Source organism: Pantoea sp. T14, from assembly GCF_036663535.1.
GTDB lineage: Bacteria > Pseudomonadota > Gammaproteobacteria > Enterobacterales > Enterobacteriaceae > Pantoea > Pantoea phytostimulans.
The window spans coordinates 407,812-432,758 of record NZ_JAWUEB010000025.1 but is presented as its reverse complement, the minus strand read 5'-3'; the positions used below and the strand labels follow the sequence as shown (position 1 = coordinate 432,758).

Annotated in this window: 17 protein-coding genes; 8 read left to right on the top strand and 9 right to left on the bottom strand. The window is 52.4% G+C overall.

Features of this window, described 5'->3' with window-relative positions; translation table 11 throughout:
• Positions 1 to 99: 99 nt before the first annotated feature.
• Positions 100 to 537, bottom strand: a complete 438-nt coding sequence (locus SC127_RS14825) for a VOC family protein (protein WP_243079138.1) — start codon at positions 535 to 537, stop codon at positions 100 to 102.
• A 238-nt stretch (positions 538 to 775) separates the two neighbouring features.
• Here SC127_RS14825 and katG point away from each other — a divergent pair, with 238 nt between their 5' ends.
• Positions 776 to 2,956: a catalase/peroxidase HPI gene (gene katG, locus SC127_RS14820; protein ID WP_332627007.1), complete on the top strand. Its 2,181-nt coding sequence runs from the start codon at positions 776 to 778 to the stop codon at positions 2,954 to 2,956.
• A 597-nt stretch (positions 2,957 to 3,553) separates the two neighbouring features.
• Here the strand turns inward: katG and SC127_RS14815 are convergent.
• Together SC127_RS14815 and malT are read right to left on the bottom strand one after the other, a co-directional pair.
• A complete protein-coding gene (locus SC127_RS14815) occupies positions 3,554 to 4,945 on the bottom strand; it encodes a purine-cytosine permease family protein (RefSeq protein ID WP_215848686.1) in 1,392 nt (463 codons plus the stop codon).
• Between the two features lie 317 nt (positions 4,946 to 5,262).
• Positions 5,263 to 7,965, bottom strand: coding sequence for an HTH-type transcriptional regulator MalT (gene malT / locus SC127_RS14810; protein ID WP_243079140.1), 2,703 nt, complete (start codon positions 7,963 to 7,965; stop codon positions 5,263 to 5,265).
• Between the two features lie 282 nt (positions 7,966 to 8,247).
• On the opposite strand from malT, the gene malP reads away from it, so the two are divergent.
• The gene (malP, locus tag SC127_RS14805) at positions 8,248 to 10,656 is read left to right on the top strand and encodes a maltodextrin phosphorylase (RefSeq protein ID WP_243079141.1); all 2,409 of its coding nucleotides are present in this window, start codon (positions 8,248 to 8,250) and stop codon (positions 10,654 to 10,656) included.
• 8 nt (positions 10,657 to 10,664) lie between these two features.
• On the top strand, positions 10,665 to 12,731 hold the full coding sequence (gene malQ, locus SC127_RS14800) for a 4-alpha-glucanotransferase (RefSeq protein ID WP_332627006.1): 2,067 nt from the start codon (positions 10,665 to 10,667) through the stop codon (positions 12,729 to 12,731).
• 117 nt (positions 12,732 to 12,848) lie between these two features.
• On the opposite strand, the gene malM is transcribed toward malQ, so the two are convergent.
• The 3 genes from malM to malK all read right to left on the bottom strand — a co-directional run bounded on the left by malM (position 12,849) and on the right by malK (position 16,361).
• Positions 12,849 to 13,778 carry a maltose operon protein MalM gene (gene malM, locus SC127_RS14795; protein WP_243079143.1) on the bottom strand — a complete coding sequence of 310 codons (930 nt, stop codon included), beginning with the start codon at positions 13,776 to 13,778 and terminating at the stop codon, positions 12,849 to 12,851.
• A 131-nt stretch (positions 13,779 to 13,909) separates the two neighbouring features.
• Entirely contained in the window at positions 13,910 to 15,211 is a 1,302-nt protein-coding gene (locus tag SC127_RS14790; RefSeq protein ID WP_243079144.1) for a maltoporin, read from the bottom strand.
• A 40-nt stretch (positions 15,212 to 15,251) separates the two neighbouring features.
• Entirely contained in the window at positions 15,252 to 16,361 is a 1,110-nt protein-coding gene (gene malK, locus SC127_RS14785) for a maltose/maltodextrin ABC transporter ATP-binding protein MalK (RefSeq protein WP_215848682.1), read from the bottom strand.
• Positions 16,362 to 16,727: 366 nt separating this feature from the next.
• On the opposite strand from malK, the gene malE reads away from it, so the two are divergent.
• The 3 genes from malE to malG are packed head-to-tail and all read left to right on the top strand — an operon-like array spanning position 16,728 to position 20,414.
• Complete coding sequence (gene malE, locus SC127_RS14780) at positions 16,728 to 17,918, top strand: maltose/maltodextrin ABC transporter substrate-binding protein MalE (protein WP_243079145.1); 1,191 nt, start codon at positions 16,728 to 16,730, stop codon at positions 17,916 to 17,918.
• 57 nt (positions 17,919 to 17,975) lie between these two features.
• Complete coding sequence (gene malF / locus SC127_RS14775; RefSeq protein ID WP_243079146.1) at positions 17,976 to 19,514, top strand: maltose ABC transporter permease MalF; 1,539 nt, start codon at positions 17,976 to 17,978, stop codon at positions 19,512 to 19,514.
• Positions 19,515 to 19,523: 9 nt separating this feature from the next.
• Positions 19,524 to 20,414, top strand: a complete 891-nt coding sequence (gene malG, locus SC127_RS14770) for a maltose ABC transporter permease MalG (RefSeq protein ID WP_215848680.1) — start codon at positions 19,524 to 19,526, stop codon at positions 20,412 to 20,414.
• A 116-nt stretch (positions 20,415 to 20,530) separates the two neighbouring features.
• Here malG and SC127_RS14765 read toward each other — a convergent pair whose 3' ends face one another.
• Complete coding sequence (locus SC127_RS14765; protein WP_332627005.1) at positions 20,531 to 21,442, bottom strand: LysR substrate-binding domain-containing protein; 912 nt, start codon at positions 21,440 to 21,442, stop codon at positions 20,531 to 20,533.
• A gap of 99 nt (positions 21,443 to 21,541) precedes the next feature.
• On the opposite strand from SC127_RS14765, the gene SC127_RS14760 reads away from it, so the two are divergent.
• Positions 21,542 to 22,315 (top strand): 2OG-Fe(II) oxygenase, encoded by a 774-nt coding sequence (locus SC127_RS14760; RefSeq protein ID WP_332627004.1) that lies wholly within the window; start codon positions 21,542 to 21,544, stop codon positions 22,313 to 22,315.
• Here the strand turns inward: SC127_RS14760 and SC127_RS14755 are convergent.
• Both SC127_RS14755 and SC127_RS14750 read right to left on the bottom strand, forming a co-directional pair.
• Complete coding sequence (locus tag SC127_RS14755; RefSeq protein ID WP_243079149.1) at positions 22,312 to 23,400, bottom strand: DUF2817 domain-containing protein; 1,089 nt, start codon at positions 23,398 to 23,400, stop codon at positions 22,312 to 22,314. The genes SC127_RS14760 and SC127_RS14755 overlap by 4 nt on opposite strands.
• A 5-nt stretch (positions 23,401 to 23,405) precedes the next feature.
• Positions 23,406 to 24,182, bottom strand: a complete 777-nt coding sequence (locus SC127_RS14750; RefSeq protein WP_243079425.1) for an ABC transporter substrate-binding protein — start codon at positions 24,180 to 24,182, stop codon at positions 23,406 to 23,408.
• A 248-nt stretch (positions 24,183 to 24,430) separates the two neighbouring features.
• On the opposite strand from SC127_RS14750, the gene SC127_RS14745 reads away from it, so the two are divergent.
• Entirely contained in the window at positions 24,431 to 24,826 is a 396-nt protein-coding gene (locus SC127_RS14745; protein ID WP_332627003.1) for a VOC family protein, read from the top strand.
• Positions 24,827 to 24,947 lie beyond the last annotated feature (121 nt).

The window sequence follows — 24,947 nt, the reverse complement described above, 5'->3', positions numbered from 1 at the left end:
AGCGCAACCACGCTTGATTATTCGCAGGTTATTTCACTCGGTGCCATGGAGGGCCACTGCCATAAAAGGCCAAACACGACAGCCTTTAAATACGCCTTTTTATGAACACTGACGCGCCATAATAATCTCCATACCAATTTGCTGGCCGTAAGAGAGTTCAAGCGTATTTCCATCCGGGTCATTAAAAAATGCCCAGTAGCCTACTGGCGGCAATGATTGCTGAGCTGCCCGCCGCAAAATCCCTTCCTGTTCAGCCAGTTTGACTTTGGCATCAATCTCTTCCTGGCTGCGACACGCCACTCCAATATGACCAAATGGCCCGAGCGGCGTATCCACGCTGACCTGAGACTGAACCAAGACCAACGCAAACGGACGCGTTAAGTCTGAAAGCCAGGCGACTTTCTGTGCCTCAGCTATGCCTGGCTCGCGCTGATGAATCACCTGCATATCGGCATAGCGCTGGTAAAAATCGATACTTTTTTGCAGATCTCTCACCTGTAATGCCACATGGCTAAATCCGATATCGTTCGCTGACATATCCCTGCTCCTTGAAATCGCTGGAATCTGAGGATGTCACAAGCAGTAATTAACAGTTGATCGCAGGTGCTTAACTGCTGCGCGGTTATGTCATGACGAAGCACACTGTGAGTTTGCTCACCCTTTTGACCCCTATGCGCAAATAAAAGGTAAAGGCTATCAAATCCGTAGATCAATACAGGTAGGAGTTATCAATCTGCCGCTATATCTTGTTACGAAACCGAAACGGAGAATAACAATGAGTTCGACAGAAGATACACACAACACGTTAGCTGCAGGTAAATGCCCCTTCCATCAAAGTACGCCAGATCAAAGCGCGGGCGCGGGCACGGCGAGCCGTGACTGGTGGCCAAAGCAGCTGCGGGTAGACCTGTTAAATCAACACTCCAATCGCTCTAATCCATTGGGCGAAACATTCAATTATCGTGAAGCGTTCAGCCAACTCGACTATTTCGCCCTGAAAGGCGATATCAAGGCATTATTGACCGACTCACAGCCCTGGTGGCCTGCGGATTGGGGCAGCTATATTGGCCTTTTCATCCGCATGGCATGGCACAGTGCAGGTACTTATCGCGCCGTTGATGGTCGTGGCGGTTCCGGTCGCGGTCAGCAGCGCTTTGCACCCTTAAACTCCTGGCCAGATAACGTCAGCCTGGATAAAGCGCGTCGCCTGTTGTGGCCAGTTAAGCAGAAATATGGTCAGAAAATTTCCTGGGCTGACCTCTATATTCTGGCGGGCAACGTGGCGTTGGAAAACGCCGGTTTCCGCACCTTTGGCTTTGGTGCCGGACGTGAAGATGTCTGGGAACCGGATCAGGATGTGAACTGGGGTGATGAAAAAACCTGGCTCGAACATCGTCATCCTGAATCTCTGGCGCAGGCTCCGTTAGGTGCGACCGAGATGGGCTTGATTTACGTTAACCCGGAAGGCCCAAATAACAGCGGCAATCCCGCTTCGGCAGCGCCAGCGATTCGCGCCACTTTCGGTAACATGGGTATGAACGACGAAGAGATCGTTGCGCTGATCGCGGGTGGCCACACGCTGGGTAAAACCCATGGTGCAGCCGCAGCCAGCCATGTTGGTGACGATCCTGAAGCCGCGCCGATTGAAGCTCAAGGCTTGGGTTGGGTCAATAGCCATGGCAGCGGTGTAGGTGCAGATGCTATTACATCGGGTCTGGAAGTTGCGTGGACGCAAACGCCAACGCAATGGAGCAACTACTTCTTTGAGAACCTGTTCAAGTATGAGTGGGTACAGACACGCAGCCCAGCTGGCGCTATTCAGTTTGAAGCCGTGGATGCCGATGAAATCATTCCTGATCCTTTCAATTCAGAGAAGAAACGCAAGCCAACCATGCTGGTAACAGACCTGACGCTGCGCTTCGATCCTGAGTTTGAAAAGATTTCGCGTCGTTTCCTGAACGATCCGCAGGCGTTTAATGAGTCGTTTGCGCGTGCCTGGTACAAGCTGACCCACAGAGATATGGGGCCAAAAGCGCGTTACATCGGGCCGGAAGTGCCAAAAGAAGATCTGATTTGGCAGGATCCGCTGCCGCAGGCAGTTCATACGCCAAACGCAGAAGATATTGCGCGTTTGAAAACAGACATTGCCAATGCTGGCCTTTCTGTCGGTGAACTGGTTTCTGTTGCCTGGGCCTCTGCTTCAACCTTCCGTGGCGGCGACAAGCGCGGCGGTGCGAATGGTGCCCGCCTGGCGCTGGCTCCACAAAGAGAATGGGAAGTGAATGCGCACGTTGCACATGCCCTTTCGGTGTTGGAATCAATCCAGCAAGCTTCAGGCAAAGCATCACTGGCTGACGTCATTGTGCTGGCCGGTGTTGTGGGTGTTGAGCAGGCTGCGGCAGCCGCTGATGTTAATATCAGCGTGCCTTTCACGGCCGGTCGTGTTGATGCTCGTCAGGATCAAACAGATGTAGATTCATTTAATCTGATGAAGCCGGCTGCTGATGGTTTCCGTAACTATCGTGGTGTATTGAATGGCACTTCAACTGAGGCGCTGTTGATTGATAAAGCGCAGCAGTTGACGCTGACCACCACGGAATTGACGGCGCTGGTGGGCGGTCTGCGTGCTATCGGCACCAATTTTGATGGCAGCCAGCATGGCGTGTTTACTGGCCGTTCCGGCGTGCTCAGCAATGACTTCTTTGTCAATCTGCTGGATATGCGTACCGAGTGGAAAGCGACCGACGTCACTTCGGAACTGTTTACGGGACGCGATCGTGTTAGCGGCGAAGAGAAATTCACCGCAACGCGTGCTGACCTGGTATTCGGTTCCAATGCCATCCTGCGCTCAGTGGCAGAAGTCTATGCCAGCAGCGATGCTAAAGAGAAGTTCGTTAAAGACTTCGTCGCCGCCTGGACGAAAGTGATGAATCTGGATCGCTTCGACCTGCTTTAAGAATCAAGCCCGGGAAAGGAACTCTCTCTTTCCCGGGCTTTTTCTTTAATAGCAATGTGATAAGGCCGCTTTACCACTGCGCTATATTCTAAAAATCATCCTGTTAAAGGGAATGACTTATGCTGATTAACCTACAAAATCACGTTAACGCAACCACACAGAATAAAAATAAAACGTGCCACAAGCGTGATACAACAACCAGAGTGCTGTGCTCAAACAGTCAGGCACATATCCAGGTAATGAACCTCAAAAAAATGGGGCTTTCACTTCAGGCTATTGCGGCTATTACTGGCTTCTCGGAAAAAGAGATCATTCATTTTCGCTAAAATACCTGATGGCGTTGAGTGAAAATATCTCTCTCGTTGTCGATTATTTACTGACTGACATTTCGAACGCTAACACAATAATAGCGTTTTACACCGTAGACACTTTACTCCTGTAAAGGATGACGTGCGCACTGTTATTCAAACAACAGCTTAGATAATGGGCAGCAGATATACCACGAAAAAGCCTCTGCTTATACAATAAAAAAGGCGAGACACGCTTTCTGTCTCGCCTTTTTAATCACTGTTAATCAAAGAGTAAATGCCTTATTGATTAACTGCTTCGTGCCTCTTTCTGCACGGCATTGGGCTTACGATGCGCCAGTGGATAAAGCATGCTGGTAATCACTAAACCAATAATCCATGAAATATTGGCGCCGGGAACCAACTTCGCATAAGGACCAGAAAAAAAGGCATTCTCTACAAAAGGCACCTGCACAATAATCCCGCAGAAATAAACCACCAATGCTTGCGTATTCACTAAGCCGTAGCGTCCACCATCAGCACGAAAAATGGACGGAATATGATAATGCTGCTTATTAACATAATAGAAGTCGATCAGGTTAATTACGCTCCACGGGATTAATACTGAAATCAACGCCAGAATAACGTTAATAAAGAGTGCCACGAAGTTATCTGAAGCACCCAACGCCACCAGCACACCGCCAATTAACAGCGAGGCAGAAAAGATCATGCGCACGGATGCGCCGGGGGACCATTTGGGGCGAAAGGTTTGCACTGCAGTTATCAGCGAAAGCACCGCGCCATATAAATTCATGGAGTTGTGGCAGATGATATTAATCAGAAACAGCACCATTAAAACCGGCCCTAACCAGCCAGTAGCATGGCGTACAGACATCATGGCATCGCTGGTTGGCGCAATATTCACCGCCATCATGCCAAACACAAACGCCAGAATAGTCCCGCCGCACGCGCCTAAGTAGGTGGCGATGAAGGGCTTCGCAATGCCAACATTGGCTGGCAGGTAACGTGAGTAATCTGAGGTATAGGGTGAAAAGCTAATCTGCCAAACCGCACCGATACAGAAGGTGCCGAACCAGCCCGCCGCACTGATACTGCCGCGTTCCCAGAAATCAGCTGGCAAGGGTTGCAACATCATCAATATCAGACCGACAATCAGTGCCGCGCCCATTACCCAGGCACCAATTTTGTTTATCTTATGAATAAAATGGTATCCCACCATGCCGATAAAGGTTGCCAAAATGGCACCAATAATTGTCGCGAGAGTAACCGGGATCGTCGGAATGACGTTATTAATCACCTTGCCAGAGAGCGATATATTTGAGATGAAAAAACCCAAATATATCACTGTCGTGAAACATATCATTAACAGCGAGCCGTAACGTCCAAACTGCGCCCGGCTTTGTACCATCTGGGGAATGCCGACTTTCGGGCCCTGAGCGGATGTCAGCGCCAGAAACAAACCGCCGAACATATGACCCGCGATAATCGCCGTTAATGCTGCAATAACATTAAGATGAAACGTTTCTGTTGCAATAGCACCACTGACAATCGCCAGGGGCGCGATGTTAGTACAAAACCAAAGCGTAAACAGGCTACGGGGTTTACCATGACGTTCCGATTCAGGTACATAATCTACTGATTTATCCTCAATAAGATTATTTTGGAGTGATTGAGTATTCACCGTATCCTCGAACTATAAAAATGAATTAGCGCGTAAAATAACAAAAAACGCACTCAAAAAAAACGCGCAGTTATTCTGACAGAATTATTAGTTTTTTTATCCTGCAAAGCCTTGTGATATTTCCGCTTAAAAAAAGCACTATTACGGCTTTTATTTTCTGCCGCTTGCGCTTAATAACAGACGTAAAATCAGCTTTATATAGAAATAATCCTTAGAAGCAGGATTGTTTAATCGGTGAATAACTGACCGCATTATTACACCGATTGGCAAGAAGGAGATTCGCCTTATATCGCCGGCACAAAATCGTCTCAGTCAGGCTAAACGTAGCCCATCATCCTCAACAGCGACTGCGCACGGTTCATCGCCTCAGCGCGATGCGTGACCCCCAGTTTCTGATACAAATTACGAATATGGGTTTTGATCGTTGTCGCCGCCACCGCCAGTTCTCCGGCAATCTGATCGTTGCTATAACCCGAATAAATCAGCCCCAATACCTGCCATTCACGCTGGGTTAAGGGGCTGGTGCGAATCAGTTCAGGCACGTCAGGATGATTGAGCAAACGGCTGATAAAGCTTTCATCAAAATGGGCGAATTTGTGACGATGATATTTATTAATTTCCAGCAGGATCCGACGGGCACGATGACTATCAAGCTCATTGAGGGTGTTTAGCTGAATCAGCTGACGCAGCTGCTGCGCCATCATTTCCCCTTCAATGACAAAATGGCTGATAAAACCGGTGCTGCGCGCGAGCTGAAGCGCCTCAATCAGCGTACGCTGAGCTTCAACTTTGCGATCGGTTTGCCAATAGATCTGGTTCATCAACAGCAGGTTGCGGTTCATGTCACTCATCAGCCGCAGCGCACGTGCGTTGTCATTCAGCTCTTCAAGCACCACTTCGGCCTGGTTCATATCCCCCAGCAGAATCTGCGCACGCGCAATATTGCGCCACTGTCCTTGCAAGAAATGGTTGTTGGCAAAGGCGGGCTTTGGCGTTTGCCGCATCCAGCTAGCGGCGCTTTGTTCATCGCCCGTCATCTGCCAGTAGATCACGCGTACTTTGTCAGCGTTAGCGATCCAGTCGCTGTGCCAGCTGCCGTTGTTAAGCAAATTCTCAAGTCGGTTAAGGTAGCTGCGTGCATTATCCAGATTACCGCGCGCTAAAGAGCATTGAACCAACAGGCCAAGGCATTGGATTTGCTGCTGCGGCTGATAACCGGTTAACACCTTGATGCCTTCGCGCGCGGCGTGCTCCGCCTCATCAAGCCGTCCCCACGCCCAGAGCAATTGTGCACGAATGCGCAGCAAAAATTCATGTAACGGGAACTGAGCCAGATGCTGTTCGCTCACCAGTACAAAGGCCCTTTCCTGGGTTTCATAAGCCGCTTGCAAAAATCCTTGAGCAAAGAGGATTTCGCTTTGCTGGATTAGACTCCAAAGCGCGTAATGCCAGGCTTCATCGCGGCGCGCCATCTGTTCCGTTTGGCGCATCAGCTTAAGTGAATTCACCAGATCGCCTTTGCAGTGCATCACTTCACCGTGCACAGATGTCGCCACAATGCGACTGTAGTGGCGCGTAGCCGGCAGGGTTTCAAGCGCCACTCTCGCCAGGCGCTCGGCTTCATCCGTATCGCCATCATTGATTGCAACCTGCGCGCGCAGCGCGTTAAATTCGCCGCGCAGCGCTTCATCAATTTCGCAGCTGGAGGCGTGTTCGAAGCGTGCCAGCAAACTGTTTACTTCAGAAAAACGGTGCTGGCTCTGCATCAACCAGGCTTGCAGCAGCAGCAGCTTCGGGTTCTCTAGCGTCATCTCCCACGGCAGCGCCTTGAGTGAGGTTTCGAGTAGCGCCAGTTCGCTCTGATTGAATAACGTCCAGGCGTGTTCCAATAACACGTCGCGCAGCATGCTGGCATCGCCAGAAGCCAGCGCATGATGAATCGCTTCACCGGGAAAGCCTTGCGCCATCCAGCTTTCCGCCGCCGCACGATGTATCGCAGGCAGTTCGGCAGCCAGTTCCCATTCACAACGCTGACGCAGAAAACTGCCGAACAGCGGATGATAGCTAAACCAACTGCCGGAATCGTCCATCCGTTGTAAAAACAGCCCCTGACGCTCAATCTCTTCCAGCCGCATCTGGCCATTCTCTTCGCGAGTCACACACGCGATAAGCACATCGTTCATTGAACGCAGCAAGGCGCTTTTTAACAAGAAGTTACGTGTAGGCAGATCGACATTATCCAGCACCTCTTCAACCAGATAATCGGCGAGATGGCTGGCATTAATTCCTGAAAGACGGCGCGCCGAGTGCTGCGCTGAACTCGCGCCCTGGCGGGCAGATAGCGCAATAAGCTGTAAAGCTGTGGCCCAGCCCGCGACGTCATCGCACAAGCGACCGCTCTCTTCGGTTTCCAGCGGTGAGGGCAACCGACAATCAAAAAACTGTTTCGCTTCCTGATGGGTAAACGCCAACTGCTGACTGCCCAATTCAATTAACTGCTCGCGCACGCGCAGATTGGCAATGCCAAGCTGTGGCAGATTACGTGACAGCAAAATTAACGTGAGATTTTCTGGCTGATGACGCAAGAAGAAACGCATCGCGTCATGGATCGCACTGTTCGTGATGAGATGGTAATCATCGACGATCAGCCACAGCGGCTGTTGCCACTCCGCCAGCTCAATAAACAGCTGCGAAAACAACGCATTGAGATTGACATACTGCCGCTTCTGAGCAAGGGCCTCGCTGCGTGGACAGCCGCCATTGCTTGCCTGCTGTAAGGCGGCAATCAAATAATCGGCAAAGCGTTCTGCCTGATTATCGCCCTCGTCCAGTGAATACCAGCCGAGATGCGTTTTGCCGGCTGCCCATTGTGATACGAGTGTCGTTTTACCATAGCCTGCCGGGCTGGTGACTAACACCAGACGATAGTTACCGGCTGCCGTGAGTTTTTGTAGTAGGCGTTCACGTATCACGGTGCTTTCGAGGCGCACGGGCCGACTCAGTTTTGAGGGTATTAACATTGGCGTATACAACTCCAGGAAGGATTAACGCATCATTTTTTTACGCTTCGTAATTAATCCTCACACGTTCAAACATTCGGGTACTGAATGCAAGCAGACCGATTAACTGATCTTTACAAAAGTGGGGTTAATCACACTCCTGCGCCGGTTTCAGATTAGCCTTAGCTTTCTCCACCCTGCTCATCCTCCCTGCGTAATTCTGAGGAGGAGGAGGATGGGTACAAGCTGGACGGGCAAACTGGTACGCATTCTGACCTACCGCTCTGACAGGACAACCTAGCCATGACACAGCATCAATTTGATCCCTCCAGCTTCACGAATGCCCTGACACGTCAGTGGCAACGCTTTGGTTTACGCGATGCCCGCGAAATGACGCGCACGCAATGGTGGCAAGCCCTTAGCGGCGCGCTCGCAGAGAGTGTGGCGGAACAACCTGCCGTAACAGCGCCAACGTCTGCCCCGCAGCGCCACGTAAATTACCTTTCGATGGAGTTTCTGATTGGGCGTTTGACCGGCAATAATCTGCTGAACCTCGGCTGGTATAACGGGGTGAATGACGTCCTTTCCACTTTTGATGTCACGCTCAGCGATATTCTGGAACGTGAAACCGATCCCGCCTTGGGTAACGGCGGCCTGGGCCGACTTGCCGCCTGTTTCCTCGACTCAATGGCAACCGTAGGCCAACCCGCTATCGGCTATGGGCTTAACTATCAATACGGCCTGTTTCGCCAACGCTTTGTTGACGGCGCACAGCATGAATCACCCGATGACTGGCAGCGCGATCGCTACCCTTGGTTCAACCACAACGCTGCGCTGAATGTTCAGGTCGGTTTGGGTGGCAAGATCATCAAAGAGAATGGCGAATCACGCTGGCAACCTGCGTATCAACTGTTAGGTGAAGCCTGGGATCTGCCGGTTGTTGGCTATCAAAACGGTGTCACCCAGCCGCTGCGTCTTTGGCAGGCAAAACATGCTCAACCTTTTGACCTCAGCCGTTTCAACGACGGCGATTTTCTGCGGGCCGAACAGCAAGGCATTGATGCAGAGAAACTGACCAAGGTGCTTTACCCTAATGACAATCATCAGGCCGGCAAGAAATTGCGTCTGATGCAGCAATATTTTCAGTGCGCCTGTACGTTGGTGGACATTTTGCGTCGCCACCATCAGGCAGGACGCACCATTGAAACGCTACCCGACTATGAAGTGATTCAACTCAATGACACACATCCAACTTTAGCGATTCCTGAACTGCTGCGCCTGCTGCTTGATGAACATCAACTGAGCTGGGATCAAGCCTTGAAAATCACCCAGCGCACTTTCGCCTATACCAACCATACCTTAATGCCAGAAGCGCTAGAGTGCTGGGATGTACGCATGGTGCGCAGCCTGTTGCCGCGCCACATGATGATCATCAATACGCTCAATGCGCAGTTAAAACAGCAAGTTGACGCTCAATGGCCAGGCGATGAGGCAAAATGGGCCAAGCTGGCGCTGGTACATAACAACCAGTTGCGTATGGCGAATCTTTGCGTCACCGGCGGTTTTGCGGTGAATGGCGTAGCTGCGTTGCACTCTAAACTGGTGGTGCAGGATCTCTTCCCGGAATACCACCAGCTTTGGCCACAGAAGTTTCACAACGTCACCAATGGCATTACGCCGCGTCGTTGGATCAATCAGTGCAATCCTGCGCTCTCGGCGCTTATCGACAAAACGCTGCAGAAACCGTGGATCAACGATCTTGATGCGCTGAAAGCGCTGGAGAATTACGCCGACGATGCGGCGTTCCGCGCTGAATACCGCGCGATTAAGCAGCAAAATAAAGAAGAACTGGCGCGTTGGATAGCCGCACGTACCAGCATTCATGTTGATCCCAATGCCATGTTCGATGTCCAGATCAAACGCCTGCATGAATACAAGCGCCAGCATCTGACACTGCTGCATATTATTGCGCTTTGGCAAACCATCGTCAGCGATCCGCAGGCTAACCGGGTTCCTCGCGTGGTGTTGTTTGGTGCGAAAGCGGCACCGGGCTACTATCTGGCTAAAAATATCATCTATGCCATCAATAAAGTGGCGGAGACGGTTAACAACGATCCACGCGTTGGCGACCGCCTGAAAGTGGTATTTATCCCCGATTACAACGTTTCAGTGGCTGAGCGACTGATCCCTGCCGCCGATCTTTCCGAGCAAATTTCAACGGCCGGTAAAGAAGCGTCAGGCACCGGCAATATGAAGCTGGCCTTAAACGGCGCCTTGACTATCGGTACGCTGGACGGCGCAAACGTTGAGATTGCCGAACAGGTCGGCAGCGACAATATCTTTATCTTTGGTCACACCGTAGAACAAGTCAGTGCGCTTAAGGCAGCGGGCTATGCACCGCAGACGTGGCGCAAAAAAGACAAACAGCTCGATCAGGTGCTAAAGGCGCTGGAGAACGGCACCTTCAGCAACGGCGATACCGAAGCGTTTGAGTCGCTGTTGCACAGCATCGGCCCCAAAGGCGGCGATCCTTATCTGGTACTGGCTGATTTCCGTGCGTATCTGGAGGCACAAGCCCAGGCAGAAGCGCTCTGGAGCGATCAAGATGCCTGGACGCGTGCGGCGATTCTTAACACCGCACGCTGTGGCATGTTCAGTTCCGATCGCGCTATCCGCGATTATCAGCATCGTATCTGGCAAGCATCACGCTGAGGATCGCTATGAAACCGAAAAACCATCTTGATGGCTTTGCTGAGGCCGTTATTGCGAGCGAGTTTATTAATGCACATGGCCAGCCGCAGGCGATCCCACTGGTGACCCGCCAGCGTTTGCTGGCGATGATGCAGCCGCCAACAGCGCCAGCGACCTCGCTTCCTCCGGTCACGATTTTCCGCGACGGTGAGCCGCTGATTCTGCACCCGATCATCGATTCAGAGGCGCAGTGGCAATTAGTGAGCGAAGCAGGCGAGCATTGGTCTGGTCGTTGTCATGGGAATCAGCCGCTCCGTTTGCCCGCGCTGTCCATGGGATATCACGAATTTACCTTGATACAAAAAGATGAGACCCGCCGCTGCCGTATTATTGTGACACCGTCACGCTGTTATGAGCCGCCCGCGCTGGTGGCTGGCAAGTCGTTGTGGGGCGCTTGCGTTCAGCTCTACACGCTGCGCTCAGATGATAACTGGGGCATTGGTGACTTTGGTGATCTGCAACGGATGTTGCAAGAATTGGCCCCGCGCGGTGGGGCCTTTATCGGCCTCAACCCAATTCACGCTCTTTTTCCGGCAGATCCTGAAAGCGCCAGCCCTTATAGCCCTTCGTCGCGACGCTGGCTCAACTTGCTCTATATCGACGTAGCAGCATTGCCCGATTTCCAACAATCACCGCAAGCGCAAGCGTGGTGGTTGTCAGCGGCTACGCAGCAGGCACTCACCGCAGCGCGTGAATGTCAGGACGTCGACTATACCGCTGTGACACAGTTGAAACTGGCTGCGTTGCGTTTGGCGTGGCAGCAATTCAAACTGCGCGCGCTTAACGACGATAACGTGAAAGCCTTTGCGGCATTCATCGACGAAGGTGGTGAAAGCCTGCGGCATCAAGCCTTGTTTGATGCGTTGCACGCCAAACAACGTGCAGAAAATCCTGCAAGCGGAGACTGGCCAACCTGGCCTGAGGCGTTACAGCATCCCGATAATCCCGCGGTACGCGCTTACGCGCAACAGCACGCCGACGAGGTGCGCTTTTATCTCTGGCTACAGTGGCTGGCGGCTCAGCAATTCGCGGCGTGCTGGAAGGTTTGTCAGCAGCAGGCGATGCCGATCGGGCTTTACCGTGATTTAGCGGTTGGCGTCGCGCAAGGCGGAGCAGAAACATGGAGCGAACGTGATCTCTACTGCCTTCAGGCGAGCGTTGGCGCACCACCTGACATTCTCGGACCGCTGGGTCAGAATTGGGGTTTACCCCCGATGGATCCGCAGATCATGCGGGCACGCGCCTTTGACCCTTGGATTGCGCTGCTGCGCGCTAATATGCGCGACTGCGGAGCGTTGCGTATCGATCATGTGATGGCGCTGCTGCGATTGTGGTGGATCCCCGTAGGACAAAGCGCTGCGCATGGCGCTTACGTCAATTACCCCATCGACGATTTGCTGGCTATCCTTGCGCTGGAAAGCCAACGCCATCAATGCATGGTGATTGGTGAAGATCTCGGCACGGTGCCCGAAGCCATCGTCGAAAAGCTGCGTGATGGTGGCGTGTACTCCTACAAGGTGCTCTATTTTGAGCAGGCGAATGAGCAAAGTTTTCGTGCGCCAGCAAACTGGCCACGCCAGGCAATGGCTGTAGCCACCACACACGATCTGCCCACACTGCGCGGTTGGTGGCAAAGCGACGATTTAACCTTAGGTAATCAACTGGGGCTTTATCCCGATAAACTGATCCTGGCGGGGCTTTATCAGCAACGGCTGGCCGCTAAGCAGGCGTTATTACACAGCCTGCATCGCACCGGGAGCCTGCCAAAACGCGCCGGGCGTCAGGCGCAGCGCACCTTAATGGGTAAATCCCTGAATCGTGCTATGCAGCGTTATCTGGCTGACAGCAACAGCGCATTGCTGGGATTGCAGCCCGAAGACTGGCTGGATATGGCCGCACCGGTCAACGTTCCCGGCACGTGTAACGAATATCCTAACTGGCGGCGCAAGCTAAGCGCATCGCTGGAACAGATATTCAGTGATCCAGAGATCACCACGTTGCTGCGCGATCTCGATGGTCGCCGACGTCAAAAATAAAACACAAAAAAACCTCACTGCTTAGCGGTGAGGTTTTTTCAATGCAGTGAAATAGGTTTTAAAAAGGGTGCGCCGAAGCGCACCAGATGGAGCAAATTCAGCCTTGTCGGGGTAACTTCACCCCTTGCCTTTTACACTGCTGATAAAAACTTTGCGCGCAGAGGTTGAACCTAAACGTTCCGCCTCATCCAGCAGCTTCAGCGCTTTATCAATGTTGCCGCTGTCGACGGCCTGTTTAATACTCTGATTAAAATAACCTTCAGTATCATTCATGATCGGTTCACGCTTAGCCGCAGGTGTTGGCGCGGGCGCAGCGGTATACGCCGCAGGCGCGACCGCTGGCGAGTTGCCGACCGTTACCGGTCCCGGACCCGATGAGCCAAACAGTGGCCCGACCAAAATGGATGAACCTGCACTGGTTTTCACTTTGAGCTTGAGCGTCCCTTCGCGGCTATGGTGAGCAATCGGATCGGGAATATCAGGCACCGCATTTCCCGTTCCTTTCGCGTAGGCTTTAGCGGGATCGATCATCGTAGTGGTTTGGGTTAGATCTTTTTCGGTAGTGAAAACCAGCAAATAGATTTTTTGCTGACCCAGCGCAGGCGTCAGCTTCATCACGCCTTCCAGTCGATCGGCGGACATGACGCCCGGCTGCTGATAGGTAAAGAAGCGGCTGGGAAACCACGCAGCGGGCCGCATGTTCTCATCCAGTACCAACACGTTAGGCGCAAAGACCTGATTCTTCTCTACTTCACTTGTCAACGTCAGGGTCAGTTCGCCGATATTGGCGGGCAGGCTGTATGCCGCAACCGGGCCGGCCAACTCCGCGTCATTCAAGCGCTGGCCGCTGTTCGCAAGCGTTGTGATTTGCGTGCGTGAAGGATCAACAGGTTGCCAGGTCAGTGACTGGATACTTTGAGCAGAGAGCGTGGGTGCAGCAGAGAGATCCTGCGGCACCAGATTGATATCAGCGTGAGCCGTGAAGCTTTGTCCCGCCAGGAGCGCAGCGCTCAGGCAGAACGCGACCAGCGTTTTTGTCATTTTCATTATGGTTACCTCAAAAAGACTGTCAGGCAGCGGCGTTAGCCAGGCAATAGCGTGCCGCGACCAAATTGACATAGCAGAGGCGAAAAGCGGCGCTTATCGCTGCCTTTCGCCTCTTTTTAGCGTGAAATCTCTTACCACCAAATTTCCATCTGCGCGCCGAATGACCACTCATCGTTGTCGCCACGGCTGCTGGTCAGCAAACCGTTACCGGTGCTGTCAGCCGAGGCAAATGAGGTCAGATCGCCTGCAGAGTCTTTGCTGTAGCCCCACTTCTCATCCCATTTTGCGTAGGTTGCAAACAGGCGCAGTGCAGGACGTGACCAAATGCTGTCACCCGCCTGCCACTGTTGAGCCAGCGTGACTTTGTATTGGCCGTTGCGTTCGCTGACTTCCTGCGACTTCACATTGTCGTAGCCCAGTTCCAGCAAGGTGCTCATGATTGGCGTCCATTTGTACATTGGGCGCACACCCACGGTGTACCACTCGGTTCCGCGATTGTTGTCGAGATCGGTGTTCTGATACATGGCGACGTACATCAGATCCCAGCGGTCAGCCAGGGTGATCGCCCCGTGATCGAGGATGCGATACATGTTGCCGTTGTTGTTGATGTTGGTGCCCTGCGGCAAGCCTTTGCCTTGAGAGGTCAGCGCATCCGTAGCGTACTGCAGCACGAATTTGTTGTAGCCCTTCATCATGCTTTGGGTATGTTCAGCCGTGAACATCCAACCATCTTTCGACGCACCGTCTTCCAGTCGATAACCGTCACGGGCGTTTGCGCGACCGTAATCAACACCTAACTCAAGCACGCCATCTGGGTTGGTTTCCAGTCCGGCCAGACGCATATCAAACACGTCATTCGCGGTGCTGGTGGCATAATCACGAATCTGATCGTTAGAGAATGTGTAGGAACCGCCCGCTTCGGATGAACGCGTAGCAGCAAACGAGAGCTTACCGAAGCCTAAATCAACATCTTCCAGGCCGGCACCGGGACCTGAAATATCCCAGTAGTAGAAGTCGATCATGTGAACGTCATGACGCTGATAGAAACGCTTACCGGCCCAGATGGTTGAACCCGGCAACGCTTCGATCAGGTTTTTACCCTTCACATTGGCTTCACGGAAGGCGGGAGACGTCGCTTCCCAGTCGTTTTGCTGAGAAACGGAATAGGCAACGTTGGTATCGAAGTAGAAGCTTTTATCGCCCTCTTTCCATACTTCTTGCCCCAGTTTCAGTTCAGCATAGGTTTCACACTCGTTGCCCAGACGATATTTACTTTGTGCACCGGTCGCCTGAAAACATTGTTGTTCACCACCGCTGCCCGTCCAGCCGATGCCGGAACGCGCGTAGCCGGTAAAATCTACCGCCATCGTTGGTGCAGAGAGCGTACCCACCGCGACGGCAACAGCGATGGGAAGTTTGCGCAGAGTTAACATTTTCTATCTCCTGAGGTCATTGCTTTTCTTGTTTTGGGGGTTACACACCAAGCTCTTGATGCAGCCTGCGACAGGCGCTTCCATCTTCACGGAACAAGTGGCAGCGCTCCGGCGGCAGGCCGATACCTAATGTGGCGCCCTCTTCTACCAGCACGACGTCCTCCTGGCGGTAAACCAGGTTTTGACGAATGGCGGGAATTTGGATGTGGATTTGCGTTTCATGCCCCAGTTGCTCGACCACCTGAACTTCACCTTCAAGGGTGACGTCAGCGATATCGCTGGGAAGCAGATGTTCTGGACGTATGCCTAACGACATGTTGCTGCCAACCTGCACGCCTGCGCTGTCAACCGGCAGCCAGACCAACTGCTGATTGGGCAACCTGACCTGCACCTGATCAATCGCGGTGGCGGTGACTTTGACGGGCAAGAAATTCATTTTTGGCGAACCGATAAAACCGGCCACAAAGCGGTTGGCGGGATAGTGATACAGCTCAAGGGGCTTGCCGATTTGCGCCACTACGCCGGCGTCCAGTACCACGATCTTGTCAGCCAGCGTCATCGCTTCGGTCTGATCGTGTGTGACGTAAATCATGGTGCGCTTCAGGCGCTTATGCAGACGTGATATCTCAATGCGCATTTGCACACGCAGCGCTGCATCGAGGTTGGAAAGAGGTTCATCCAGCAGAAACACGCGCGGTTCAGCCACCAGCGTTCGGCCAATGGCGACGCGCTGACGTTGCCCGCCGGAAAGGGCTTTAGGGCGGCGATCCAGCAGATGTGCCAATTGCAGCACTTCCGCCACCTGATTAACGCGCTGGTGAATCTCAGCTTTCTTCATACCCGCCAGCTTCAAGCCGAATGACATGTTCTCCTCCACCGAAAGGTGGGGATAAAGCGCATAAGATTGAAACACCATGCCAATGCCGCGCTCTGCTGGCGGCACCTCATTCATTCGTTTATTACCGATCAGCAGCTCACCGCTGGTGATGGTTTCCAGCCCTGCAATCATGCGCAGCAGCGTTGATTTTCCACAGCCAGAAGGACCGACAAAAACCACGAACTCTCCTTCGCGAATATCGAGATCAATATTCTTCGATACCACCGTCTCGCCCCAGGCTTTGGTGACATTGCGTAACGCGACGCTCGCCATGATGCTTTTCCTCTCAGCTTGCTTATCCTTGCCCACCCACTTGGCAGACAGACCCCGGCGACCACTATGGGCAAGGAAACAACCGGCAACATCCTCCATAACAGGTGTGAAGACTGGGGGAGGAGTCGGGAGGAGGAGAAAGCGGGCACGTCACCGTTGTTCAAGTGAATGACGCCATTTTTGTGATCGCAGCCGCAGACCGAAGGTGAGTTTTTTGTGCGCCTGACCGGTATAACGGGTTCGTTTTGCTAAGCCGATCACAGCTTGGTTGGCGAAGGCGTAGAACGTAGGAGGATGAGAAGTCGAAGCAGATAAACACAATGTAGCGGGTAGAGCATTTACCGCTTCCGCTAAAAGGATAGAGTTATGATGATGAAAACCGGCACCCGAATCCTGGCACTTTCAGCCCTTACGGCCGCACTCTTCTCGGCTTCCGCCGCGGCAAAAATAGAAGAGGGAAAATTGGTTATCTGGATCAATGGCGACAAAGGTTATAACGGACTCGCCGAGGTCGGCAAAAAGTTTGAAAAAGAGACCGGTATTCAGGTGACGGTTGAACATCCTGACAAGATGGAAGAGAAGTATTCGCAGGTTGCCGCCACGGGTGATGGCCCAGACATCATTTTTTGGGCGCACGACCGCTTTGGTGGCTATGCACAATCTGGCCTGCTGGCAGACGTTTCTCCCGATAGCGCTTTTCAGGAGAAGATTTTCCCCTTCACTTGGGATGCCGTTCGCTTTAACGGCAAACTGATTGGCTATCCGATCTCCGTAGAAGCGCTGTCGCTTATCTACAACAAAGACCTGTTGCCAACGCCGCCAAAAACCTGGGAAGAGATTGCGGGCATCGACAAGAAAATGCGTGAAAAAGGCAAAAGCGCCATCATGTTTAACCTGCAAGAGCCCTACTTTACCTGGCCGCTGCTGGCAGCAGGCGGGGCTTACGCCTACAAGCCCACCGATGGCGGTTATAACGTGAAAGATATCGGTGTTGATAATGCCGGTGCCAAAGCGGGTATGCAGTTCCTGGTTGATCAGGTGAAGGCAAAAACGTTGAATGCGGATACCGATTACTCTATTGCTGAAGCAGCCTTTAACAAGGGCGAAACCGCGATGACCATTAACGGTCCGTGGGCGTGGAGCAACATTGATAAAAGCGGCATCAATTATGGCGTGACGCTGCTGCCATCGTTAAAAGGCAAACCATCAAAAACATTCGTCGGCGTGCTGAGTGCCGGTATCAATGCTGCGAGTCCTAACAAAGAGTTGGCGAAAGAGTTTCTTGAAAACTATTTGCTGACCGATACGGGTCTCGAAACCGTCAATAAAGATAAGCCGCTGGGCGCAGTCGCGCTGAAGTCCTATCAGGAAAAACTGGAGAAAGATCCTCGCATCGCCGCCACCATGAACAACGCGCGCAGCGGTGACATCATGCCAAACATTCCCCAAATGGCCGCCTTCTGGTACGCCATGCGCACCGCCACACTTAATGCGTTCAGCGGCAGGCAAACCGTTGATGCAGCGCTAAAAGATGCCCAAGCGCGTCTGAACAAGTAATCCTCTCCTGGAGCCGGAATTGTCCGGCTCATTACCGCTGTTAAGGAAAACCGAATCATGTCAGGAAAACCGAAAGCGAGGCGGCACAGCGCAGTGCTGAAGGGCTTACTCGTCGGGATCTGCTGTCTGCTGGTCGGCTATCTGCTGATTTTAATGTATGCCCAAGGCGAATATCTGTTTGCGCTGCTTACGCTGATTGTCAGTGGACTCGGCATCTGGATTTTTTCCAATCGCCGCGCCTATGCATGGCGCTATGTTTATCCGGGCATTGCCGGGATGGCGCTGTTTGTGCTTTTTCCCTTGGCGTGTACCGTCGCTATCGCATTTACCAACTACAGCAGCACCAACCAGCTTACTTTTGAGCGCGCGCAGCAGGTGCTGTTGAGTCGTCAGTATCAGGCCGGTAACGCGGTAAATTTTTCACTGTTCCCTTCCGGGGATCGCTGGCTACTGGTGCTGACAGACGGCGAAAATGGTCAAACGTTTGTTTCTCCGCCTTTCACTTTTGGTGAAAAGCAGCAGTTAAAAATGACCATCGCGACGCCGCCTACAGGTGAACGCGCAACGCTGCGTACCATTACCGGTAATCGACAAGCGTTGAGCCAAATCAGCGCTGAACTGCCCGATGGTCGGCAGCTCGTCATGAGTTCGCTGCGCCAATTCTCAGGCACGCGACCGCTTTATGTAGAAAGCAGTAACGGCGATTTAAAAAACCAGCAGAGCGGCACTGTTTATCGCCCTAACGCTGAGAGCGGCTTTTATCAGGTGTTGAATGCCGATGGCAGCTGGGGCAGTGAGAAATTGAGTCCCGGTTATACCATCAACACCGGCTGGCAAAATTTTCTGCGCGTCTTCACTGACGAAGGCATTCAAAAACCCTTCCTTGCCATATTCGCCTGGACGCTGATCTTCTCGTTGCTGACAGTGGTTCTCACCGTCGCGGTTGGCATGGTTCTGGCTTGCGTGGTGCAATGGGAGGCGTTGAAAGGCAAAGCTATCTATCGCGTCATGCTGATTTTGCCTTACGCCGTGCCGGCGTTTATCTCCATCTTGATTTTCAAAGGCTTATTCAACCAAAGCTTCGGTGAAATCAACGTGATGCTCGACGCCCTGTTTGGCTTCAAACCGGCCTGGTTCAGCGATCCTACGCTGGCACGCGCCATGCTGATTTTGGTGAATACCTGGCTCGGCTATCCCTACATGATGATTTTGTGTATGGGACTGTTAAAAGCGATCCCGGACGATCTGTATGAAGCTTCCGCGATGGACGGAGCGGGACCGATGCAAAACTTCTTTCTCATTACCTTACCGTTGCTGATTAAACCGCTGACACCGCTGATCATCGCCAGCTTCGCGTTTAATTTTAATAACTTCGTGCTGGTGCAGTTGTTGACCAACGGCAGCCCCGATCGCCTCGGCACCACCACACCAGCGGGCTATACCGATTTGCTGGTGAACTACACCTGGCGTATCGCCTTTGAAGGCGGCGGCGGGCAGGACTTTGGTTTGGCTGCCGCTATCGCGACGCTGATCTTCCTGCTGGTGGGTGCGCTTGCGGTGATAAACCTGAAAGCAGCACGCTTAAAATTTGATTAAGGAGCAGTTATGGCAATGGTTCAACCTAAATCGCAGCTGCTGCGTCTGCTGCTAACGCATCTGCTGCTGCTGACCTTCATCGCCGCGATTCTGTTTCCGCTGATGATGGTGATTGCGATCTCGTTGCGTGCCGGTAATTTTGCGACAGGCAGCCTGATCCCGGATCAAATCTCGTGGGAACACTGGAAGCTGGCATTGGGCTTTAGCGTGGAGCACGCTGATGGACGCGTCACACCGCCGCCCTTTCCGGTGCTGCTCTGGCTTTGGAATTCAATAAAAATTGCTGCTATTAGCGCAATTGGCATTGTGGCTCTTTCGACCACCTGCGCTTACGCCTTTGCTCGAATGCGTTTTACCGGCCGCGCCAGCTTGTTAAAAGGGATGCTGATTTTTCAGATGTTCCCCGCCGTACTGTCACTGGTGGCTATTTATGCGCTGTTTGATCGCTTAGGACAGTATCTGCCCTTTATCGGTTTAAACACCCATGGCGGGGTGATCTTCGCCTACCTTGGCGGCATCGCTCTGCATGTCTGGACCATTAAAGGCTATTTTGAAACCATTGATGGATCGCTTGAAGAAGCGGCCGCCTTAGACGGTGCCACGCCGTGGCAGGCGTTCCGTTTGGTATTGCTGCCGCTTTCCGTGCCGATTTTAGCGGTGGTGTTTATTCTGGCGTTTATTGCCGCCGTGACTGAAGTGCCGGTTGCCTCGCTATTGCTGCGCGACGTCAACAGTTACACCCTGGCGGTGGGGATGCAACAATATCTCAACCCGCAAAACTATTTATGGGGCGACTTTGCCGCAGCTGCGGTGCTCTCCGCCATTCCGATCACACTGGTTTTCTTGCTGGCTCAACGCTGGCTGGTAAGCGGCCTCACTGCAGGCGGTGTGAAAGGCTAACGATCATCATTGTGTTATTGCCACTGCTTCCTCAATGCTCTCTGTGATTGAGGTCTTCGGCGGCCTTCAGGCCGCCTCTTTTCTTTTCAGCCATTCGGCTTTTATTCCCACAGACATCACGTCGCGCGCTCTGCTGCTAGCTGCGCCAGCCAGGATATCATCGCTTCGCTGCCAGGTTGATTCAGTGTTCGTTGCGGCCAGGCGAGCATATAAGGTTTGCTGAGCGGCAGGCTCATCTCGTCAATGATCACCAGATCCCCTCGCGACAGCTCAGCTGAAATTAATCGCCGCTGTCCTAATAAAACGCCCGCACCCGCGACTGCCGCATCAATGGCCAGCGACGTCAGGTTAAAGCTGAAGGCGGGCTGCGGCGAAGGTTCAGGCACGCCTCTGGCCTGAAACCAGCTGCGCCAGTCAGGCAAGAATCGCCCTTCGTTTCCCCAATCGAGGTGAATTAAAGGGGCTTGCTTGAGTAAAACCGCCTGCGGATAGCGCGTTAATAACAGCGGGCTGGCAACAGGAATGACCTCATCAGTAAACAGCCATTGCCTGTCCAGTTGCGGATAGCGATCCTCGCCAAAGCAGATAACAAAATCAGCAGGCGTGGCGGTGAAATCCACTGGTGCATGGGTGCCATGCAGACAAAGGTCAACCGTTGGGCAATGTTCACGCCACTGAGATAACTGCGGCATGATCCACTTTGACGCCAAGGCAGGCAGCGCATAGAGCGTAAGTTTCGGCGTGGCGGCTGCATGTCGAATGTTCTGCTGTCCAAGGTGCAAAATATCAAAGGCTTCGGTAACGTAGCGCAGATATTCTTTACCGGTTTCAGTGAGCATGACGCCGCTTTGCGTCCGTACAAACAGCGTGCTGCCGAGTTGCTCCTCAAGCTGTCGAATTTGCTGGCTAACGGCTGCGGGCGTCAGCGCCAGTTGTGCCGCTGCTTTTGCCAAACTTCCTAGCTCGGCGGCCACTTTAAAGGCGTGAATAACACTAATTTTGGGTAAACGCGATGTGTGCATAGGCATTAAGTTATCCTTATCAAAGCGTTAAATTTTTATCGTTATTCGGCATTGGCTTAGCGGGCTACAGTAAGTTGAAACCTGCCAACAAAGAGAATTGCACCCATGCCTGGATCACTTGTACGTTTGGACCTGCATCCTTTGGATGACATCGAATGGCGTCGTTCCTGCCGTGAGCAGCTCAACACGCAAGGTGCGCTGGTACTGCGCAACTTTTTGCAGCCTGAGGTGCTGGCGGCAATCAAGGCGGAAGGCGATGCACAGCGCCATCTGGCTTACCATACTGCCAGCAAACATAACGTTTTTCTGATGAAACCCGATGCCGATTTCAGCGCCGACCATCCTCGAAATCGTGACGTGATCAGCACCAAAGGGTGTATCACTGATGATGTCATCGCGGCCGATTCACCGTTACGTCAGCTCTATAACAATGACACGTTTAAGGCTTTCCTCTGCGATGTGCTGGGTGAAGCTGCGCTTTATCCTTACGCCGATCCTTTATCATCCATCAATCTTCATTACGCCCCGCACGGCCAGGAATTGGGGTGGCACTTTGATAATTCATCGTTTGCCATCACGCTGCTGGTACAAAAACCCCGTGGAGGCGGCATTTTTCAATACGTGAAGGATCTTCGAAATGCCGACGCGGGTGAGATGAATTTTAACGGCGTTGCGGCGGTACTGGATGAACGCCAGGCCGTTGATGACCTGGCGATTGAAGCGGGTGATTTGGTGCTGTTTCGTGGCCGTAATTCGCTGCATCGCGTAACACCAACTGAAGGCGACATCACCCGCATGCTTGCCGTCCTGGCTTATAACACGCAACCTGACATTGCTCTGTCAGAAACCGCTCGTATGACCTTTTACGGGCGACTTTAAGCGGTGGGTGCGCCGGTTAAGGCACGCCAACCTCGACGGAAAATTTGCTGCGTACGAAACGCCACTAATGCCTGCCAGTCATCATCGGCAGGCCAAAATCCTTCAACCAGGTCGCGCTTAATGTCACGGCCTTGCGGGCTGTCTGGGTTTCCATACAGATGCAGCCAGTGATCCTCACGTACCCGCCGATGCATATCCTCGCCTGAATACGTACCGCATTCAATAACCAGTGGAAGCATTCGCGTTTGCGGCAGCGATGTCAGCAAATATTGTGACAGGTAGCCTGTCGCGGTAGCCGTAACGCCAGTGACACTGTCACTATCTTTGCCGGTGAGCAGCAGCGTCAGCCATTCTCCATAGATCTCTGCCCCCCAGCTGTGCGCAGCAACGCGCTGTTCGGCAATTGAAAGCAGCATCGGGTGCCCCCAAGCGCCCGCCCCGGTGTGAAGATCAAAGCTGAGGAGGGTTTTGGCTTCGCTAAGGTGCGTTGCAATAATCTTTTGCATCGTCAAACAGGACCAACTTGGCCGTTCGCCGCCATAAAAGAACCCGGTCGGTTCGCTGTATTGTCCCGCCTCTACCACCGGTTTCACGGCTGACCAGCCAACGGTTTCCAGCGCGGCTGCCAGTTGCCGGTCAGCACTGGCTCGCTCGCCGTGATAAATGCTGTGCCATTGCCCATATTGGGCATTTACAGGTGCGGGTTGACTGAAGTCGATAAAGTTTCGGTTCAAATCAATATTGTCTTCATTTACCCGCCGCAAATGCGCTGCACCCCACGGATTCAGCAGATGAATAAATACCAGCGCGGTATCAGCTTGCAGGGTCGCAACATCCAGTGCATCAAGCCAGCCGATTTGGCTGTCTGAACCGTAATAACCTTCAACACCGTGTGTACCAGAAATGATCAACATCACGCGGCTGGCCTGTGCACTGCCAATTAGCGCAACATCGGTATAGAGCGTTTCATTGTTGGGGCCAGAAAGTGGATGTGGATACGAAGTAAGCGTGCCACTTTTACGTTCTACCGCAGCGATAAAACGCGCCCGCTGCACACTGTATTGAGGTAATTCACGTTGTGCCATCGTCGTTAATCCAGTGGGTAGACATCAAAATTGAAGTATTTTTTTGCTAACTGATCGTAGGTTCCGTTTTTATGCAGCTCCGCCAACGCCTGATTGATCAATTGCTGATTTGCGGTGTCACCTTTGCGTAATGCAATGCCGACACCATCACCAAAGATCTTGTTATCAATGATGGTGGCTTTAATGGCGTAATCTTTACCTTCCGCTTTGCTCAAAAAACCCTGCTCAGCCGATACCGCATTGGTCAGGCTTCCATCAAGACGTCCTGCAATCAGGTCGGGATAGACCTCCATCTGATTAGCATAAGAGACCACTTTTACGCCTTCAGGTGCCCACTTGGTTAACGCGTAGGTTTCCTGGATCGTACCTTGAGCGACACCAATACTTTTACCGCGTAAGGTGCTGATATCGACAGTGAGTTTGCTGGCTGAAGGTGCAAGTAATGCGCTTGGCGTGTTGTAGAGCATGTCGGTGAACAGGACCTGCTGGCGGCGTTTGTCCGTCATCGACATCGCCGAGAGAATGGCATCAAACTTTTTCGCCTGCAGTGCCGGGATGGTGCCGTCAAAGCCCATTTGAACCCATTCGCACTTCACCTTGGCCTGCTTACACAGGGCATTACCCAGATCGATATCGAAACCTTGCAATGAGCCATCGGATGCTTTTGATTCAAACGGCGGAAACGTGGGATCTACGCCAAAGCGTAAGGTTTGCTGTGCAGATGCCGCACAGCTGAACGCAGCAAGTGAAAGCATTAACAGGGCGGACAGGCTCTTGTTCATCATTAACTCCGGGCAGGTGAAGTTGGAAAAAGCACAACGAGTTAATAGCATGGTGCTGTGCACTCCACCAGAGAATATGAGGCTTAAGGTCAGAGTAAATTATTATGAAAGAGAAGGAGTTAAGTAAATTTAACGGTGGGATGAAGCTGCGGTTGATGCTAAATGTCCTGTTTTGATTTTTGATTCTATGCTGAACATATTCATTACCTTGTCATTTCGGTGTAAACGACACAAAGGCGGAGATAAATATGAAGTTTGATCACTTACGTATTGCCAGACCGGTCAGCGAATTAGAGAGAAGTTCTGGCATGTATTGCAGAGGGCTTGGCCTAAAAAAAGTGGGCGAATTCAGCGATCATGACGGTTTCAGCGGATGCATGTTGGGCCGCGATGATTTGTCCTGGCATCTGGAATTTACGGTATGTCATAGCCACCCTATTCTTCCTTCACCTTCACAGGAGGATCTACTGGTGCTTTATATCCCCGATAAAATCGACTGGCACAACGCTTGCGCCAGAATGGACGATGCGGGCTTTTCCCGATTGGGATCGTTCAATCCTTACTGGAACAATAACGGCGTGACCTTTGTGGACGTTGATGGTTATCGCGTTGTGCTGCATAACGCAGCATGGGGTTCGCCTTAAGCGGTTTTAAGGCATGATTAACATGGCTTAACCTACTTAATAGTTTTTTCTCACTTTTCTGCCCTACTGCTTATGTCAAAGGCATTGGCAGTCAGCCGAGGCGTCGGGCCGATTAACACTG